This window comes from Neochlamydia sp. AcF95, assembly GCF_018342455.1.
Lineage (GTDB): Bacteria > Chlamydiota > Chlamydiia > Chlamydiales > Parachlamydiaceae > Neochlamydia.
The window spans coordinates 1-17006 of record NZ_JAEMUC010000055.1 but is presented as its reverse complement, the minus strand read 5'-3'; the positions used below and the strand labels follow the sequence as shown (position 1 = coordinate 17006).

Sequence of the window (17006 nt, the reverse complement as noted above, 5' to 3'; positions counted from 1 at the left end):
TTTTCCCTCCATCCTTTAATGGTTTCATCCGAAAACCATAAAGTTATGCTTCCTCTTTGTTCTAAAGCTTTGTTATACTCGGACCAATTACGTATGCGGTAAGTGACTTTTTTTTCCATAGCCTGCCTATATTTTTGTTGTTGCAAACTAATTTTATAGCTCTTATGTGTTAAAGGGCAATCTTATCGCATACACTTCTTAGCATTTACGCAACAACGCCTATTTCGATACTAAGTAAATTTTTAAATTTATAATTTTGAAAAAATATAAAAATGGTACTATTCTAAATAAATCAAGGTTTTAGATGATGTCCAGCTATGCTGGGAAAAATTAAAGCAGGGGGATTAGAGATGGGCAATGATCCAGCCCTTATCCATCCCGTTTTACAAATCAAAAATATGGGTAAGCTCCCATTTATACCGAGGATCAATCGGAACGACAATTTTGGTCATTAAAAGAACGCATTAAATGTGCAGTCTCCTATACATTTTATATTCCTCGTTTTTAAGGTAAAAGCCGTAGCTGCTGTACGAGCTACAAAGAATTTTTTCAAAGCATATAGGCACTTCTGATACCGTTGCACCTGAGAGAATCAAAAGTAAAGTGCGGCAAAATATGCCTTATTTGGTAGGGTCGCATCCTCTCTTATACACGGTTTGTATCACTCGTTTAGCAGTAGGGATCCTTCATCCTGGCTGGAGTATAGGGACTAAAGAAGAAATGCCAGATTTAGAAAATCCTTACGATTCTTCAAAAAGCAAGTTTGAATAAATTTAAGCTCTTAAAGATGAGAGCTTAAGTTAAAATGCTTTAAAATAATTTTTAATAGTGATAGGTTGAGTTTGGAACTTAAAACAACTTAATTTTGATGGCTATTATGAAAACAATTTCCTTTCTTGAGCAGATTCTTAATCAGGTTACCTCTTTATATCAGCATATATTATCTAACCAGCATAAAGAGATTGATTCACGCCCTGAAATCAAAGAAGCCATTCAGCGCTTATCTAGGCAGATTCAGGAAATTTCTCATATGACTGACATTGAGACCTCGCGTATGGGAATCTCTCAAGAAGAGCTAAGAAAAACCATTTTAGAATCAAAAAATCACCTTCCGCCCGATCTTCAAAACTTTCTAGAGAAAACTCAGTATCTTAAGAGCCAACTTGAAGGCTGTAGAAATGTACTTAAAGCGGCGACAGAAAAGCAAAAAGAAGAAAGAAAAAATAAGCAACTGGGCGACAAAAGGAAAGAAAAGTTCAATCATGTAGGGGGCAAAAAAGGCTGGATTCCTCTGTAACATTCTTAATCAACACACTATATAAATGAAAGTAGATAATAATGATAAACGATGAACGTTTTACCCATAATTTGCAGAGATGGTCTGTTCTTAATCAAGATGCAGCAGAAAAAATCAAAGTTCTAGAGTGCCAAGAGATTGCTCTTATTGCTAACGAAGATGGTGAATGGAATTTGCAGAAAATTTCCGAAGATGAGCCTGCATATTTACATTCCCCTCTTTCTCCCCAAAGGGAGGCACAACAATGGTTTTTATCTTTAGATTTAAAAGATACTTTAGTGGTGTATATTTATGGGATCGGGCTGGGGTATTACTATGAGGTGATTAAAAATTGGTTAAAAGAAGACCCTAAGCGCTATGTAGTTTTCCTAGAAAATAACTTGGAAGTAATAAAATTTTTTCTTCAAACCGAGCGAGCTACAGCTTTCTTAAATGATACCCAAGCTAAACTCTTTCATTTTTCATGGGAAACATCTTATTTTTCCTTTGGCTTTGTAACTTCTCTTTTTTCTTTGGCTTCTTTTAAAGCTTCGGCACTTAAATTTTATCAAAAGAACGATACTCTCCATACGGTGGAGTTTCAAGCACGTCTTTCTTTTTTTCATGATATGCGCATAGGCATAAGCGCTGAATTTATGAATTTAGCTGGTGAGAAAGGCTTTATTCATAACTACTATCAAAATTTAATGGAGATTCCTTCCTCTAAAATTGAATCAAAAATGCTAGATCAATTCAAAGGTGTCCCTGCTATTATTTGTGGAGCGGGACCTTCATTAGCTAAGAATATTCATCTTCTCAAAGAGCTAAAAGATAAAGCATTAATAATGGCAGGTGGGACAGCTATGAACGTCTTAAATGGAGCGGGAATAACTCCCCATTTTGGCCTAGGAATAGATCCCAATCCTTCCCATTATAATCGATTAATATCTAATACGGCTTTTGAGGTTCCTTTCTTTTATAGGCAGCGCATGTACAATCCTGCATTGAAAATGGTGCATGGAGAGCGGTTATTAGTAGCCGGAGCTGGAGGCTATCGCCTACCTGCATGGTTTGAAAATCAATTAGGCCTGCCTGAAGTGGTGCCTATAGAAGAAGGTCATAATGTAATTAATTTCAATTTATCGATCGCTAGAGAATTAGGATGCAATCCTATCATTATAGTAGGCGTAGATTTAGCTTATTCGAATAATAGCTCCTATGCTCCCGGTCTGGTACGTCATGCCATCCAAGACCCTAAAGATGCTTTTTTAACCAAATACTCTCATGAAGAGCTCCTTGTAAAAGATGATATTTATGGTCAGCCTGTTCATACCCTTTGGAAATGGATTAATGAATCCCTGTGGTTTTCTCATTTTGCCAGCCAATATCCTGAGATCACTTTATTGAATTGTACCGAAGGGGGGATTGGTTTTACCCGTGTTCCCAATATGACCCTTGCAGAGGCGGCCTCCATCTATTTAAAGAAAAATTACGATTTTTCTTCGTTGGTGCATGGAGAAATTCAAAACAGTGGGGTTCCTCAAGGCTTAACTACCTATAAAGTATTAGAAAGCCTTGAGATATTTGCACGTAGCCTACTCGATTGTGAAACCTATTGTAGTATTATCGCTCTTGAAAATAGTAAAATTCACCAAAGCGTAGAGGTTGGGCAAGAGGTGCCCGCTCATCTCAAAAATCCGGCCATCGAAGAGAACTTAGCCAAGCTTGAAGCCTTGGATGCTTTTAAATATATCTTAACTGATTATAAGGAAAGGTTTTTAGAGATTTTCTTTCCCCGGCTTGTTTATTTAGAATACGATTCTCAGCTTTATTCAGAGAAAGAAATTTTCTTGAAAAAAATTGTTTTTGAGATAAGCTTATATTCTTTCCTTTCCTCGGTGGCAAGAAATAATATAAATATTATTAGCTCTCTTCTTACCAAGGTAGTTAAAGAAAGCAATAATCCAGAAGTGACGCCTTCCAAAAAAACTCTCGCTCTTAAAGAAAAGTTACAGATTGAACGTACCCATTTGAGTGAACAAGAGCATTACTCTTTTGTAGATAGTTATTTGGAAATCATCGACCCTGAGCTTCATTTAAATCTTAAGAAAAAATGCGAAGGTCAAGCTGAACAGCAGCTGTATGCTAATGGAGCTTTAAAAACCCAGCACTTTTTACATGAAGGCAAACTTTATGGTCCAGCGACCTACTACGCTGAAAATGGCCAACTCCTTGCTCAAAACTGGTATGTGGAGGGTCTTTTAGAAGGTAAAGGTTTCTTTTATTACCTTACAGGCGAGCTGTATGCTATCAAGCGTTATAGGAAAGGTGTTTTACATGGCCGCCAAGAATACTATTTTTCAAATGGTCTCCCTAAAACTATTCTCCCTTATCAAGACGGTTTAATGAATGGCGAGGTTCTTTTGTACTATGCAAGCGGTAGAATTAAACGCCAAATGCATTTCAAAAAAGGAAAAAAAGATGGTGTGGAAAGGATGTGGAATGAAGACGCCATGCTATTAATAGAAGCTCATTATGAGAATGATTTGCCTATAGGAACGGCCCGGGAATGGTATTCTAATGGCAACCTCAGCAAGGAAATTATCTATGCTAATGACTCGGACAAGCTTGAAATAAAAAAATGGAATGAAGATGGTGCACCTCATTTAGAAGATGCCACCCAAGGGAAAGATTATTTTGATTTAATGACTAATCATTCTACAGCTTTAACTACTTCTCTCCACAATATCTATCAGGCTCTTGTAAATATTGCTCCCACTATTGTGGAAGTAAAAAGAGAGGATAAATCTACCAGCATTGAGGATGATTTGTTAGAATTACAAAAAGAAATGGATAAGCTTAATAAATACAGCCATGAAATGTTAAAAATTTCAGGGACAGAAGGCAAAACCCCTAAAGAAGCTGTGTGGAAAACTCCTGAAGCAGAGAGGCTAGTTAAAGCTCAATTAGAAGGCTTAACAAAAAATTTGTCTGAATTGACTTGTGAAACACAAGCGAGTCTTACAGGTTTATTTGAGAAGCTTAACTTACAGAAAGAAGTAGAACTTTTTCCTAACTAAAAACATAACGAAATAAAATCTAGAGCTTAAATGAAAGCCTACTTTAATTTTTATTTAAAAGGTTAAGGGAAGAGCTTTTTTAATTTTAAGGCAACCCTCATAGATCCCCGGGCTATTTTGATGAAGGCCAAGCTTTATATTTTTATCTTTTTTACCCACCCTATTCTTTATGAAAAATAGCATCGATCTCTTCCATAAAAATTGCGAAAGATGGTCTTCTACTAATCCCCAAAAAGCACTTTTGCTGCCCTACATAGATTGTAAGGACGTGGCATTTTGTATAACTCAGCAGGAAGAACAAAATTTAAAATTTCAACATGGAGAAGAAACTTACTTCTTTCATTGTCAAAAAGGAGCCCTTGATGAAGCAAAAGAGTGGTTCAAAATGACCAAGCTAGCTGAGGTGCCCTTAATATATGTCTATGGCGTAGGCTTAGGTTATTACTATCAAGCTGCTCAAAGCTGGCTTCAAGAAGATCCTTCACGCCGCCTTGTTTTCCTAGAAGATAACCTAGCGGTCATTCATCGCCTCTTTGAAACTCATCTAGGCTTTCAGCTAGTTCATGATCCTCAAGTGCAGCTGCATTTTTTTGAGGATTTAGAAAATAGCAAAGAACTGTTCCATCATCTTTACTGGAATTTTTTTTTAACAACCCTTACGGTATCAGGTTTAAAATTATATCAGGATCTGAAAGCAGAACAATATGCCCATTTAAAGCATACGCTTGCTTATGAAGCATCCCTTAAAAATAGCCTGCTTACAGAATACCTTGAATATGGGGTAGGTTTTTTTAAAAATTTTTATCCTAATATTCTTTCTTTAGAAGGTGCTTATTTAGCTGATGAGCTTTTTGGGAAATTTCATAACATCCCTGCTATCATTTGCGGGGCAGGCCCTTCTTTAGAAAAAAATCTTTCTCTGCTAGGTAAGCTTTTAAATAAGGCTTTAGTTTTTGCGGGAGGGTCGGCGCTAAACGCTTTGAATAAAAGCGATATCCAACCCCATTTTGGGGCAGGTATAGATCCCAATGCCCCTCAATATGACCGGTTAAGTACTAACAGTTCTTTTGAAACGCCCTTTTTTTATCGCAATCGCCTGTTACATAAGGCCTTTAATACTATTCATGGTCCACGCCTTTATGTTACAGGAAGTGGTGGATATGATATTTCTTCTTTTTTTGAAGAAGGTTTGGGAATTAAAGGTACACCTATTGAGGAAGGGCATAATGTCGTTAACTTTTGCTTAGAGATTGCGCATGCTTTAGGATGTAATCCCATTATTTTTGTAGGCATGGATTTAGCCTATACCGATATGAAGGCTTATGCTTCAGGCGTCATAGAAGATAATCGTGTCGAGGCGGCCGACATTACAACAACGCAGAATATCGATCAAGTGGCACTGCTTAAAACAGATATCTATGGAAAGCCTATTTATACTTTATGGAAATGGATAGCAGAAGCTGAATGGATAGGTGATTTTGCTAAAGCTCATCCGGATATCAAGGTAATCAATGCTACAGAAGGGGGGTTAGGATTTCCTGGTGTACCCAATGAAACTCTCCAAGAGGTTGCCGACAAATATTTGATAGAAAATTACGATTTTAAGGGCATGATCCATAGCGAAATTTTTAACAGCTCGATGCCGCAAGTTAAAAAGGAAAAGATATCTTCCTTAATGCAAGATTTGCAACAAAGCTTAACGCGTTGCGTGGAGGATTTCGAAATTCTTATCGAAGAAACCAGAGTCATCAAATTACGGTCGGAAAAAGATCAAAAAGTTTGCTTTCCTCAACAGACAGGAAAAGCTGCACTTTATGAGAGCGATTTGGCAGAAGAAATAGGCTATCGCTATGTCTTACATATCTTTAATGAAGCTTATACGCGCGTTTTAAATCGAGAATTACAAGGTATCCAGCATGCCTCTATTTCAGAAGTTCAACAAGCGCTTGAGAAGCTAGACTTACTTATCAAACGTTTTGCCTTCTTACGCGATGTGGCTAAGGTTAACCTGGAGCTTATCAAGATGGCTATGCATGAGCATGCGGCGCTTCCTGCGACTACCTTTCCAAAGCCAGGGAAAATTACCTGTAAGCAAACAAAAGTCCAAGGAGTAATTCAAGGAAACTCCTCCTTTCATGCTCAAGGCCAAATTTTATCTTCCGCTTATTTTGAAAAAGGCCTGCAAGAAGGGGTGGCCGAGTTTTTTTATCCTAATGGTCAACTCTTTAGCAGGCAGGTGTTTAAAGAGGGGGTATGGGAGGGAAAGCAAGAATTTTATTATCCTACTGGGATAGTTAAAACGCTGTTAAACTATGAGAGTGGCAAGCTGATAACAGCACAGCTTTTTTATCCGAATGAAACTCTTAAATCTCACGTAGCACCTTTGAGGGATGAAAACCCGCCGAATGAATAAGGCGGCGAGGTTGAGATTTTTTCTTTTATCTTTTGTAAAAAAGGGGGATATGATGCTAGGAAAATGAGAGGGGATTTAACAAAAACACTTGTGCACACTGTAGAAACAGCAATGCTTACCGAAGAGCTTGGAAGAGGAAGTAAAAATTATCGGCATGGTCTGAGAGAGGAAAATAGGTAGATGGCAAGATGATGGTACACTCGATAGGATACAGCGCGCCTTGCTTGATAAAGACGATCTTGCCGGAAAGTCAAATTGCCAATGTCTTAACAGCCGATGTTTCTTTCAACGAGGAAAAAAAGAAAGACAAGATATATCTTATGGATATAAAAGAAAAGGAGTCAGCTCCTCTTAATTAAGAAAAAAAAGAGTTTGCTTATAATTTTTGAGAATGGTTGCTGCTCATAGAGATGGACATCAGATGATAAAAACTCTAATCAATCGAGAGATCAGCATTGTTTCGAGACAATAAAAATCGACAAGGACTTTTTCCTGCATTTAAAGCAAAAGGAGAGAATGCAGAATACTTAAGAGATAAGCTGTAAAATGAGAAGCTTTTACTTTGAGCGATAGATGGCAAAGTCTGGAAAAAATCGCTAAGGGGGTTAGATCTCATTTAAAAAGAATGATGTGGCAAGCTAAACGATCAATATCTTAGCTGCAAAGAAAATATCGGCGCATTGCATTTAGATGGAAAAAAAAGATAGAATATTGGCAAGCATTTTTTACCTCTAGCTTAAAAAGTTTTTAGACAAATCAATTAATAAGATAGGTTCATAATTAAATGGCACCTAGCTTATTTATAATTGATGGATTAATTAACGTATTTAATGAAATAGTTTGTATTTAAAAATGTATTTTTTATAACTTAAAATGCGAGAGCTATAAATACAGAAAAAAAAATGAATTGTTTTCCTCTTAATCCTTTTAATGGAAGTAAATTTGATAAAATACTTCCTTCTTCTACAGATTGGCAACCTAGCTATCTTGAAAATCAAATGATTCTACCAACGAACGATGCAGGTCTGCTAGCTAAAAAGGCGCGTATACATCGTGGAAAAAGTACGCTGCAAGAAACCACAAGTGTATACTTTGATTATTTAGGATGCTTTCAATTAGGAGATGATGAATTTATAAAAGCTGTAAACAAAGTCAATTTATTGACAAAATTAGCCTGCAAATCTGCTGATTCTTTAACAGATAAAAGTCTCCTAAAATTACAACAGCATGCAAAAGTATTGCGTAAGCTTCAGCTTTCGTCTGCCAAGCAAATGACTGAAGAAGGGATTTCTTTACTTGTAGAGCAGTGTCATTCTCTGCAAATGCTAGCTTTAAACTCGGACCCTACTTTAGAAATAAGATTTGCTCAAGCTCTTTCTAACTGTGCTCAATTAAAAAAACTGGACTTAAGTTTTATTCCAAGCATCACTGATAAAGCTATTCAAATAATAACCCAAGGCTGTAGAGGACTAGAAAAATTAAAATTAAGGGACTGTAAAAAAAATTAGTGACTCTAGTTTAGTAAGTATAAGTCAAAATACGCGCCAGCTAATGAAGTTAAATTTGAGTGGCTGCTCTCACATAATAGGGGAAGAGCTAGGATCTAGCGACCATTGCTTTTTTCCTTATTTGGCAAAAATAGATCTTTCTTATTGTTCTTCACTTACTAATTTAGGCTTTCAGGCTATTATGAGCCAAACTCCTCAGCTCCGAAGCTTAAAGCTTAATTTTTGCCAACAATTAACGCCCGCTATATTAGGGCAAGAGATAGAAAAGTTATCCCTTGAGAAGTTAAACCTTACTGCCCGCCATATTGAGGATTCTTTCTTTGAGCATTCCTTTTTTTCTTTATTATCTCTAAACATAACTTCTTGCCAAGGCTTTACTAACGAAGCCTTTCAAAAACTCGCCCAAACGGCTCCTGTTCTTGAAAAGCTCAATGTAGGATTTTGTACCCAATTAAAAGGAAAAAGCGTAAAAGCACTGGCAAGCAAGCTTGCAAGATTAAAGCACTTAAACTTAAGTTTTACAAAAATTAATAGTAGCTGCTTTAGCCATTTAGCTTCTTTACCTGAGCTTGAATCTCTTAATATAAGGTATATGAGGGAAAATTTTTACCTATATGATTTGGCTTTACTCCTAAACACTTCCTCATCTCTTAAACACCTAGTGATAGATCCTTCGTTAAAAGAAAGGATTAAAAAAACACCTGAAGTATTTCCTTCTTCCTTATTAGCGCAGATAAGCATTGAAGAAGATTAAAAAAAGAGCATGATAAGTACTCAAATTAGGTAGAGTCGCTTTAGGCCTCGCGTCAAAATTTCTTATAGTAAAGAGGTGAGAGTCATACCTAAAGTAAAGCAATTTCTTGCCGCAGAAAGATTATAATCGCCTTCATAATGCTATATTTTCTTGGCTAGTAAATTAACTGTAAGCCTTTCCATTCTGTATGTAACTCATTCAAAAAAAACTAAATAAAACTGAGCGATTAGAAAATGTTTTGATTAAATTGTTTTTAAATTAACTAACACCCTTCCAACAATTTACTCATCCAGCAGTCTCATCCAATTTTTTCTATTGTTTGTAAAGGTTAAGGGCAATTCACAGCCTTGGTCAATCTATAATCATTCTGGCTCTTCAGCTTATAATTAGCCCATAAACTTCATTTTTATCCTTTTTAACTTAAAAATAAAAATTGCTTAAAAAAGAGAGAAGGATTAAATCTTATACACATACAAGCTAGGTCAAGCTCTTAAAAAAGCATATTAAACATGAACCTAATAAACAAACTGACCCTACCCTGAAGGAGCTTATATGATACCCTCTACCCCTATTTCAAGCGCGCAAACAGACTTTAGAACCATAGTCTCAGAGAATATAGAAGATGCTGTATCAGGAGAGCTGATGACTAAAGCTGTTACTTTGATCCCGTGTGGCCATATTTTTAATGAGGATACCGCTATCCAATGTTTAGCGCGTAATAAACTCTGCCCTCTGGATAGGCAGCTTATTGAAAGATATATACCCAACTACACCATCAGACACCTAGCCGATACTGCCGAGTCGCATCCTTTAGAAGAACATAAAAACGAACCTAGCCCAGAAGCTGTAGAACATTTCCTACGGGGCAAAGAAAATGCTGAAAAAGGAGATCATACATTAGCTATAGAAGCTTTATTGCAAGCTTTACAATTAAGCCCTACTTATGAAAAAGCTCAGGCTTACCTAGAGTTTTGCCTTAAACGTTCCTCAGCTTCTCCTTCTTCGATTTTACCATCCTCCTCTTTAAAGTCCTTGTCACTTCCCAACGAAAAAGATAAAGAAAAATTGTCTTTTTCTACGGAATCTTCTAAAGAACGCTATAATGAACTTTTATTTAACCTTTTAGAAGAACCGCAAATTCAAGCCAATGCAGCTTTAAAGAAAATGCTTGAAAACCAATTAGAAGAGCTGATCAGTCAGGAGGGTGAAGAACTGACTGAGAAAGAAAAGGTAAGCTATCGATGGACGAAAAATTTATTAGGTGAAAATAAAAAAGTGAGGCAATTTGCCCTAGAAAAGTTACAGCAAATTTACCAGCAGTCTTCTCCTATTTCTCTAATCCCTCCTCAACTTTCTACGGTTAGCATTCAAGCTCTTTCTTCAGAACCTATGGTCTCTCTTTATAACGAGATAATCAATTTTCACTTTCCTTATGAAAGTCGAAATCTTATCGACCATGCTCATATTTTGGATCAAATTTATAAAATTGAATCTAGCCTTTCTGCGGAAGCAAAAGTGAAGCATATTTTTAAGCACCTCTTGACCTTAGCTAAATCTCTTTCTCCTCTAGAGTTCGAAGAAGAAAATAAGGAACAAAAGGCTTTCACTTTTGCAAATTATACCTCCTATCTTATAAATACTAACCGTCTCTTACTTTGGCAACAGCTGCTTGGAGGAAAAGATTATTTAAACCAAGAAGAAATTAAAGTTTTGCCTCTAAAGAAAAAAGGAGAGCTTTTAAAAGGGTGGATAAAAAAGCAACCATTACTCTTCTTCCCTACTAGTCTAAATTTAACGGCTTTAGGTTTAACCTTTTTACCTCCTGAGATTGGACAAATGTCTAGGCTAAAATACCTTAACTTAAGCCAAAATCAGCTAACCTTTGTACCTGCCGAAATTGGGCAGCTTTTTCAGCTACGCGGTCTTAATATCAGCAATAATTATCTAACGGCTCTTCCTGCGCAAATTGGGCAGCTTTCTCTGCTGACTGGCATTGAATTACAGCAGAACCAGCTAACTGCTCTTCCTGCTGCAATGGGACAACTTTCTCAACTAAGGCTGATTTACTTACAACAAAACCAGCTCACCGCTCTTCCTGCTGAGATTGGGCAGCTATCCCAGCTAAGAACGCTTAGCTTGAAGCAAAACCGGCTCACTGCTCTTCCCTCGGAAATAGGCAATCTTTTTAGGTTAGAAACGCTCGACTTACAGCAAAACCACCTTACGGCTCTTCCTGCTAAAATGCGACAACTTCGTGGGCTGTATGTCCTTGATTTAAGTCAAAACCAGCTCACCACCATTCCTACAGAGATACGTCAGCTTCCTCAGTTAGAAAAACTTGAAATCAGTGGAAATCCGCTTTAACATGCGTTTAAAAAAGTAAGAAGTGTTTTTTAGCTAATTCCTTATAAAAAATGTGATGGATTAAAAAGAAAGGGGAGGAAAAAGCTTAAATGATGAGCGAGGTCTTTGCCGGGCCTCAGAGTTAGCAGAAAGGAAAGCTAAATTGCAACTGTGATGCCTCGCCTCCTTTTTCGTCTGATTTGCCGGTCTATTTTAAAGGAGATGAATCTTTGGCCTGTATTAAATAATTCATTCTTATTGCTTTAATAACAAACAGTAAGTGCCTTAGATAACATATCTAGCAAGGTGTTTAAACGCTTAAAATGAAAAATTGCTTAAAATAACCAAAAAAGTTAACTTATCTTAAATGAGAGAGTTAAGTTAATTCTAAAAATTATACATCCAAATTGATAAGCTAGCTGATGGCAAAACTTAAGGAGCTTATATGATACCCTCAGACCCTATTCCTAGGCAGCAGACAGACTTTAGAAGCACAGTTTCAGAGAATATAGAAGATGCTGTATCAGGAGAGTTGATGACCCGGGCGGTCACCTTGATCCCTTGTGGTCATACTTTTAATGAAGATACCGCCATTCAATGTTTAGCGCGTAATAAACTCTGTCCGTTGGATAGGCAGCTGATTGAAAGGCATATACCCAACTATACGATCAGGCACCTAGCCGAAACGGCTGAGTCGCATCCTTTAGAAGAACATAAAAACGAACCTAGCGATGAAGCTATAGAGCATTTCCTACGGGCGAAGCAATACGCCGAAAAAGGAAATCATGAAGCAGCTGTAGAAGCTTTATTGCAATCTCTGCGATTAAGTCCTACTTATGAAAAGGCTCAAGCTTACCTAGAGTTCTGCCTTAAACGTTCTTCAAATTCCTCTTCAAAGCCTCTTTTCCCTTGTCGCGAAAAAGGCAAAGAAAAAGTACACTCCTCTGCGAGCCCCTTTAAAGAAGGCTACATAGAACTCTTATTTAACCTTCTAGAAGAACCTCAAATTCAAGCCCATCCGGCTTTAAAGAAAATGCTTGAGAAACAAGTGGAAGGCTTAATTAGCCATGAGGGTGAAGAGCTGACCGAGCAAGAAAAGGCAAGCTATCAATGGACAAAGAATCTATTAGGTGAAAATAAAAAGGTAAGACAATTTGCCCTGGAGAAGCTGCAGCAAATCCATCCCTCATCTCCTATAGCGACTGCTCCACCTTCAACTGTTACCGCTCAAGCTCTTTCTCCAGAGCCTATAGGTATTCTGTACAGAAAAATAATAGATTTCCATTTTCCTCATCAAAATAAAAATCTCAACGAATGCGCTCGCATTTTGGATCAAGTGTATAAAATTAAGCCCGAGCTCTCTGTAGCAGCAAAGGTAAGACACATCTTTGAGCAAGTTTTAACCTGGGCTAAATCTCTTTCCCCTGTAGACTTCGAAAGAGAAAATAAAGACAATGAAGCTTTCAACATTTCGACCTATGTTTCTTATCATCTCCATATTAATCGCTTTTTACTCTGGGAAAATCTACCCAAGGGCAGAGATTATTTAATTGAAGAAAAAATTAAAGCATTGCCTTTAAAGAAAAAAGGCGAGCTTTTAGAAGAGTTTCTAAAAGAACATGGAAAAGATGCGATCAATGTTCGTATCGTTGGAAGAGATTTTATCCATAGGATCCGTGGGGTAGGCTTAACTTTTTTGCCTGCAGAAATTGGGCAGCTGTCTCAGCTGCAACGGCTTTTCATAGGCGACAATCAACTCACTACCGTTCCTGCGGAGATTGGGCGGCTCTCTAATTTGCAACAGCTCAGCCTAGACCATAATCATCTAACAGTGCTTCCCCCTGAAATTGGGCAGCTTTCTAAGCTAGAAACCTTGGATTTGCAGCAAAACCATCTCACGACTCTCCCTGCAGAAATCGGGCAGCTCTCTGAGCTGACACGGCTTAATCTATATCAAAACCGTTTCACAACCATGCCTGCAGAAATTAGGCAACTTTCCAAGCTAGAATTCCTTAATTTGCAGCAAAACCAGCTAACAGTTGTTCCTGTCGAGATTTGGCAGCTCTCTCAATTAAAGCAGCTTGACTTGCGCCAAAACTATATAACCTCTCTTCCTGCTGAAATTGGGCAGCTTTCTAACTTATGGGACCTAGAGTTAGAGCAAAACCACCTTACAGCTCTGCCTGCAGAAATTGGGCAGCTTTCCAAGCTAGCGGTGCTTAACGTGGGGAAAAATCAACTAACGGCTCTACCTGTTGAAGCCTGGCAACTGTCTCAATTGAAACATCTTCGTTTGGAGCAGAACCATCTAACAACTCTGCCTGCTTCCATAGGGCAGCTCTCTAAGCTGCAAATACTGCGATTGGAGCAAAACCACCTTACGGCTCTTCCTGCTGAAATTGGGCAACTCTCTGAGCTGCAAATGCTGGGATTGAAGCAAAACCACCTTAAGGTCCTTCCTGCTGAAATTGGGCTCCTATCTCAGCTGACATGGCTTAATTTACAGCAAAACCAACTTAAGGCTCTACCTGCTGAAATTGGGCAGCTATCTAAGCTGGAACAGCTTGATTTAAGTTGGAACCAGCTAGACTCTCTTCCTGCCGAAATTGGGCAGCTATCTTGCCTGCGAGGCCTTGACTTGCAACAAAATCGGCTAACAGTTCTCCCTATCGAGATGAAACAGCTATCTCAGCTGGGTTGGATTTACTTGCAACAAAACCGGCTAACCGGTGTTCCTGCTAAGATCAAGATGCTTTTTCCAAATGCTGTGGTTCGTTGTTGAGTAACTAAATAATCCATTAGAACTTCGTGGTGAAGAAAATAGATGCTTTTCCTATCTACCAGCAAATCTAAAATTTTTTAGCTTCGAGGATGTAAAATTCCTTGAAGCGGTTTTCTTACTTAGCATTATAGTCATTACTAGCAAGCTTGTAGATGTTTTTATGGAATAGCGAGCAAGTTAATAGATGGCCTAACCTTATCTACTTCAAAACTAAATAAAGAATCCTCCTCTGAGTGTGTGAGCAATAACCTCTCTTCTATTGTAGAAAATTTTTCATTTGACCTGAGGTGGGCATAGGGAGTTAGAGCAGATATCTTTTGGTTTTCATTAAGTAAAACATTTTCTTTGCTTTGACTTTGCTGATGAAATGGTTTTATTGAGTATGAGGTTGTATAAGGAATAGCTCAAAAACGTATAAGCACAGTAAGCGGCCAGGGGGGGGTAGAACAGCGTGACCGTTTCACATGCTTATCAAATTAATAAAACGCTCAAAATAAAACATTGCTTCAACTAATGTAAACATTTAACTTATCTTAAATGAGAGAGATAAGGCAATTGTAAAAATTATATATCCAGCGCGCGATAGGCTAACTGACGATAAAATTTAAGGAGCTTATATGATACCCTCAGATCCTATTCCTAGGCAGCAGACAGACTTTAGAAGCACAGTTTCAGAAAATATAGAAGACGTTATATCAGGAGAATTGATGACTCAGGCGGTTACTTTATTTCCGTGTGGCCATACCTTTAACAAAGATACCGTCATTCAATGCTTAGCGCGCAATAAACTTTGTCCTCTAGATAGAAAGGTTATTGAAAGGCATGCACCCAACTATACGATCAGGCAGCTAGCTGAGGCTGCTGAGTCGCATCCTTTAGAAGAATTTAAACATGATCCTATTGAAGAAGCTGTAAAGCATTTTCTAAGGGCTAAGCAATACGCCGAAAAAGGAAATCATGAAGCAGCTGTAGAAGCTTTATTGCAATCTCTGCGATTAAGTCCTACTTATGAGAAAGCCCAAGCTTATCTAGAGTTTTGCCTTAAACGCTCAGAAAAATCTTCTTCCTCTTCAAAGCTCCCTTCCCTTTGTCGCGAGAAAGGTAAAGAAAAAATGCTCTGCTCTGCGGACTCTTTTAAAGAAGGCTATATAGAACTCTTATTTAACCTTCTAGAAGAACCTCAAATTCAAATCAATCCGGCTTTAAAGAAAATGCTTGAGAAACAAGTGGAAGAGCTAATTAGGCAGGAAGGCGAAGAGCTGACGGAGGATGAAAAGATAAGCTATCAATGGACAAAGAATCTATTAGGTGAAAATAAAAAGGTGAGGCAATTTACCCTGGAGAAGCTGCAGCAAATCCATCAACGATCTTATTTTATCTCTGACTCTCCTTTGTCTATTTTATCGGTTAGCAGCGCTCCAGCTCTTTCTTTGGAAGGTATGAACTCTCTTTATAAAGAAATCATCAATTTACATTTTCCTTATGAAGAGGGTAATTCGGCTGAGCACGCGTACAGTTTAGATCAAATCTATAAAATCGACTTTAACCTTTCAGTGGAAGCAAAATTGAAGCACATCTTTAAACAAGTTTTAACCTGGGTTGAATCTCTCTCTCCTTTAGAATTTAAAGGAGAAAATAAAAAAAACGATGTCTTCGACTTTTTGACATATGCTTCCTATCTCCTCAATATTAGCCGTCTTCTATTGTGGGAGGAGCTGCCTGGAGGGAGAGAATATTTAGATCAAGAAAAGATTAAAATGCTCCCTTTAAAGAGAAAGGGGGCACTTTTTAAAGATTGGCTAAAAGAGCATGGAAAAAATGTTACTTATCTAAGTTTTAAGAGGAGAGGATTTATTACAAAGAAAATAAATTTAACTTTCCTGCCTGCCGAAATTGGACAGCTAGTTAACCTGAAAACACTTGACTTGCAGCAAAACTCTCTTACGAGCCTGCCACCAGAAATAGGGCAGCTCTCTAACCTCCAAAATCTTTATCTAAGCAGCAATCAGCTAACCGCGCTTCCTGTAGAAATCGGGCAGCTCTCTCAGCTGCAAGATCTTTCCTTAAGCAACAATCAGCTAACCGTGCTTCCTGTAAAAATAGGGTAGCTCTCTAATCTCCAACGTTTTTCTCTAAGCAACAATCAGCTTAAGTCTCTTCCTGTAGAAATCGGGCAGCTAGCTCGGCTGAGGATACTTACCTTAAGTCAAAATAAATTAACCTCTCTTCCGATAGAAATAGGACGGCTCTCTCGGTTGGAAAATCTTGATGTGCATCAAAATCTGCTAACAACTGTTCCGTCTGAAATGCAGTGCCTTTACCAACTACGCCTACTTTTCCTGCAGCAAAACCAGCTAACCATTCTCCCGCCTGGAATTGGAAAACTCCTTAATTTAGAGTGGCTTAATTTGCAAAAAAACGAGCTAAAGTATGTTCCTGCTGAAATCGGCCAGCTCTCCCAGCTCATATGGCTGGACTTGCCACAAAACCGGCTAATCGCTATTCCTACAGAAATCGGGCAGCTATCTCAGCTGCAGAGACTTAACTTGCAACAAAACATGCTAGCTGCTCTTCCTGCTGAGGTTGGGCAGCTATCCCAGCTAAAAGAGCTAAATTTGCAGCAAAACCGGCTAATCGCTATTCCTACTCAAATCGGGCAGCTATCTCAGCTGCAAAGACTTAACTTGCAGCAAAACATGCTAGCTGCTCTTCCTGCTGAGATTGGGCAGCTATCCCAACTAAAAGAGCTAAATTTGCAGCAAAACCGATTAACTGTAATAGGTAGGACTTAATCTGACATTTGTGATAAAAATAAAGGAAACACAATTTATAAGTCGCGAAGCTTGAAGC

9 protein-coding genes and 1 pseudogene are annotated in these 17006 nt (G+C 38.0%); all 10 read left to right on the top strand.

The genetic code is table 11. From position 1 onward, the window contains the following. Positions 1–615 precede the first annotated feature (615 nt). Positions 616–771 carry a hypothetical protein gene (locus tag NEOC95_RS07100; protein WP_213152311.1) on the top strand — a complete coding sequence of 52 codons (156 nt, stop codon included), beginning with the start codon at positions 616–618 and terminating at the stop codon, positions 769–771. 106 nt (positions 772–877) lie between these two features. Continuing rightward, positions 878–1297, top strand: a complete 420-nt coding sequence (locus NEOC95_RS07095; RefSeq protein WP_213152310.1) for a hypothetical protein — start codon at positions 878–880, stop codon at positions 1295–1297. A gap of 41 nt (positions 1298–1338) precedes the next feature. Beyond that, on the top strand, positions 1339–4356 hold the full coding sequence (locus tag NEOC95_RS07090; RefSeq protein WP_213152309.1) for a 6-hydroxymethylpterin diphosphokinase MptE-like protein: 3018 nt from the start codon (positions 1339–1341) through the stop codon (positions 4354–4356). A gap of 241 nt (positions 4357–4597) precedes the next feature. Next, positions 4598–6769, top strand: coding sequence for a 6-hydroxymethylpterin diphosphokinase MptE-like protein (locus NEOC95_RS07085; RefSeq protein ID WP_249270200.1), 2172 nt, complete (start codon positions 4598–4600; stop codon positions 6767–6769). A gap of 902 nt (positions 6770–7671) precedes the next feature. Beyond that, the gene (locus NEOC95_RS07080) at positions 7672–8277 is read left to right on the top strand and encodes a leucine-rich repeat domain-containing protein (protein ID WP_213152308.1); all 606 of its coding nucleotides are present in this window, start codon (positions 7672–7674) and stop codon (positions 8275–8277) included. Positions 8278–8320: 43 nt separating this feature from the next. Beyond that, positions 8321–9031, top strand: coding sequence for a hypothetical protein (locus tag NEOC95_RS07075; protein ID WP_213152307.1), 711 nt, complete (start codon positions 8321–8323; stop codon positions 9029–9031). Between the two features lie 552 nt (positions 9032–9583). After that, positions 9584–11395: a leucine-rich repeat domain-containing protein gene (locus NEOC95_RS07070; RefSeq protein ID WP_213152306.1), complete on the top strand. Its 1812-nt coding sequence runs from the start codon at positions 9584–9586 to the stop codon at positions 11393–11395. A gap of 424 nt (positions 11396–11819) precedes the next feature. Continuing rightward, positions 11820–14156, top strand: a complete 2337-nt coding sequence (locus NEOC95_RS07065; protein WP_213152305.1) for a leucine-rich repeat domain-containing protein — start codon at positions 11820–11822, stop codon at positions 14154–14156. Positions 14157–14773: 617 nt separating this feature from the next. Continuing rightward, complete coding sequence (locus NEOC95_RS07060; RefSeq protein WP_213152304.1) at positions 14774–16264, top strand: leucine-rich repeat domain-containing protein; 1491 nt, start codon at positions 14774–14776, stop codon at positions 16262–16264. Between the two features lie 18 nt (positions 16265–16282). Further along, positions 16283–16948, top strand: a pseudogene (locus NEOC95_RS07055) (leucine-rich repeat domain-containing protein); the annotation flags it as partial. Positions 16949–17006: the final 58 nt, after the last annotated feature.

What these genes read in the sequence shown, in the direction of transcription:
- NEOC95_RS07060 (WP_213152304.1), top strand. Translation starts at nt 14,774, where the DNA reads ATGATACCCTCAGATCCTATTCCTAGGCAGCAGACAGACTTTAGAAGC.
- NEOC95_RS07080 (WP_213152308.1), top strand. Translation starts at nt 7,672, where the DNA reads ATGAATTGTTTTCCTCTTAATCCTTTTAATGGAAGTAAATTTGATAAA.
- NEOC95_RS07100 (WP_213152311.1), top strand. Translation starts at nt 616, where the DNA reads ATGCCTTATTTGGTAGGGTCGCATCCTCTCTTATACACGGTTTGTATC.
- NEOC95_RS07070 (WP_213152306.1), top strand. Translation starts at nt 9,584, where the DNA reads ATGATACCCTCTACCCCTATTTCAAGCGCGCAAACAGACTTTAGAACC.
- NEOC95_RS07090 (WP_213152309.1), top strand. Translation starts at nt 1,339, where the DNA reads ATGATAAACGATGAACGTTTTACCCATAATTTGCAGAGATGGTCTGTT.
- NEOC95_RS07095 (WP_213152310.1), top strand. Translation starts at nt 878, where the DNA reads ATGAAAACAATTTCCTTTCTTGAGCAGATTCTTAATCAGGTTACCTCT.
- NEOC95_RS07065 (WP_213152305.1), top strand. Translation starts at nt 11,820, where the DNA reads ATGATACCCTCAGACCCTATTCCTAGGCAGCAGACAGACTTTAGAAGC.
- NEOC95_RS07075 (WP_213152307.1), top strand. Translation starts at nt 8,321, where the DNA reads ATGAAGTTAAATTTGAGTGGCTGCTCTCACATAATAGGGGAAGAGCTA.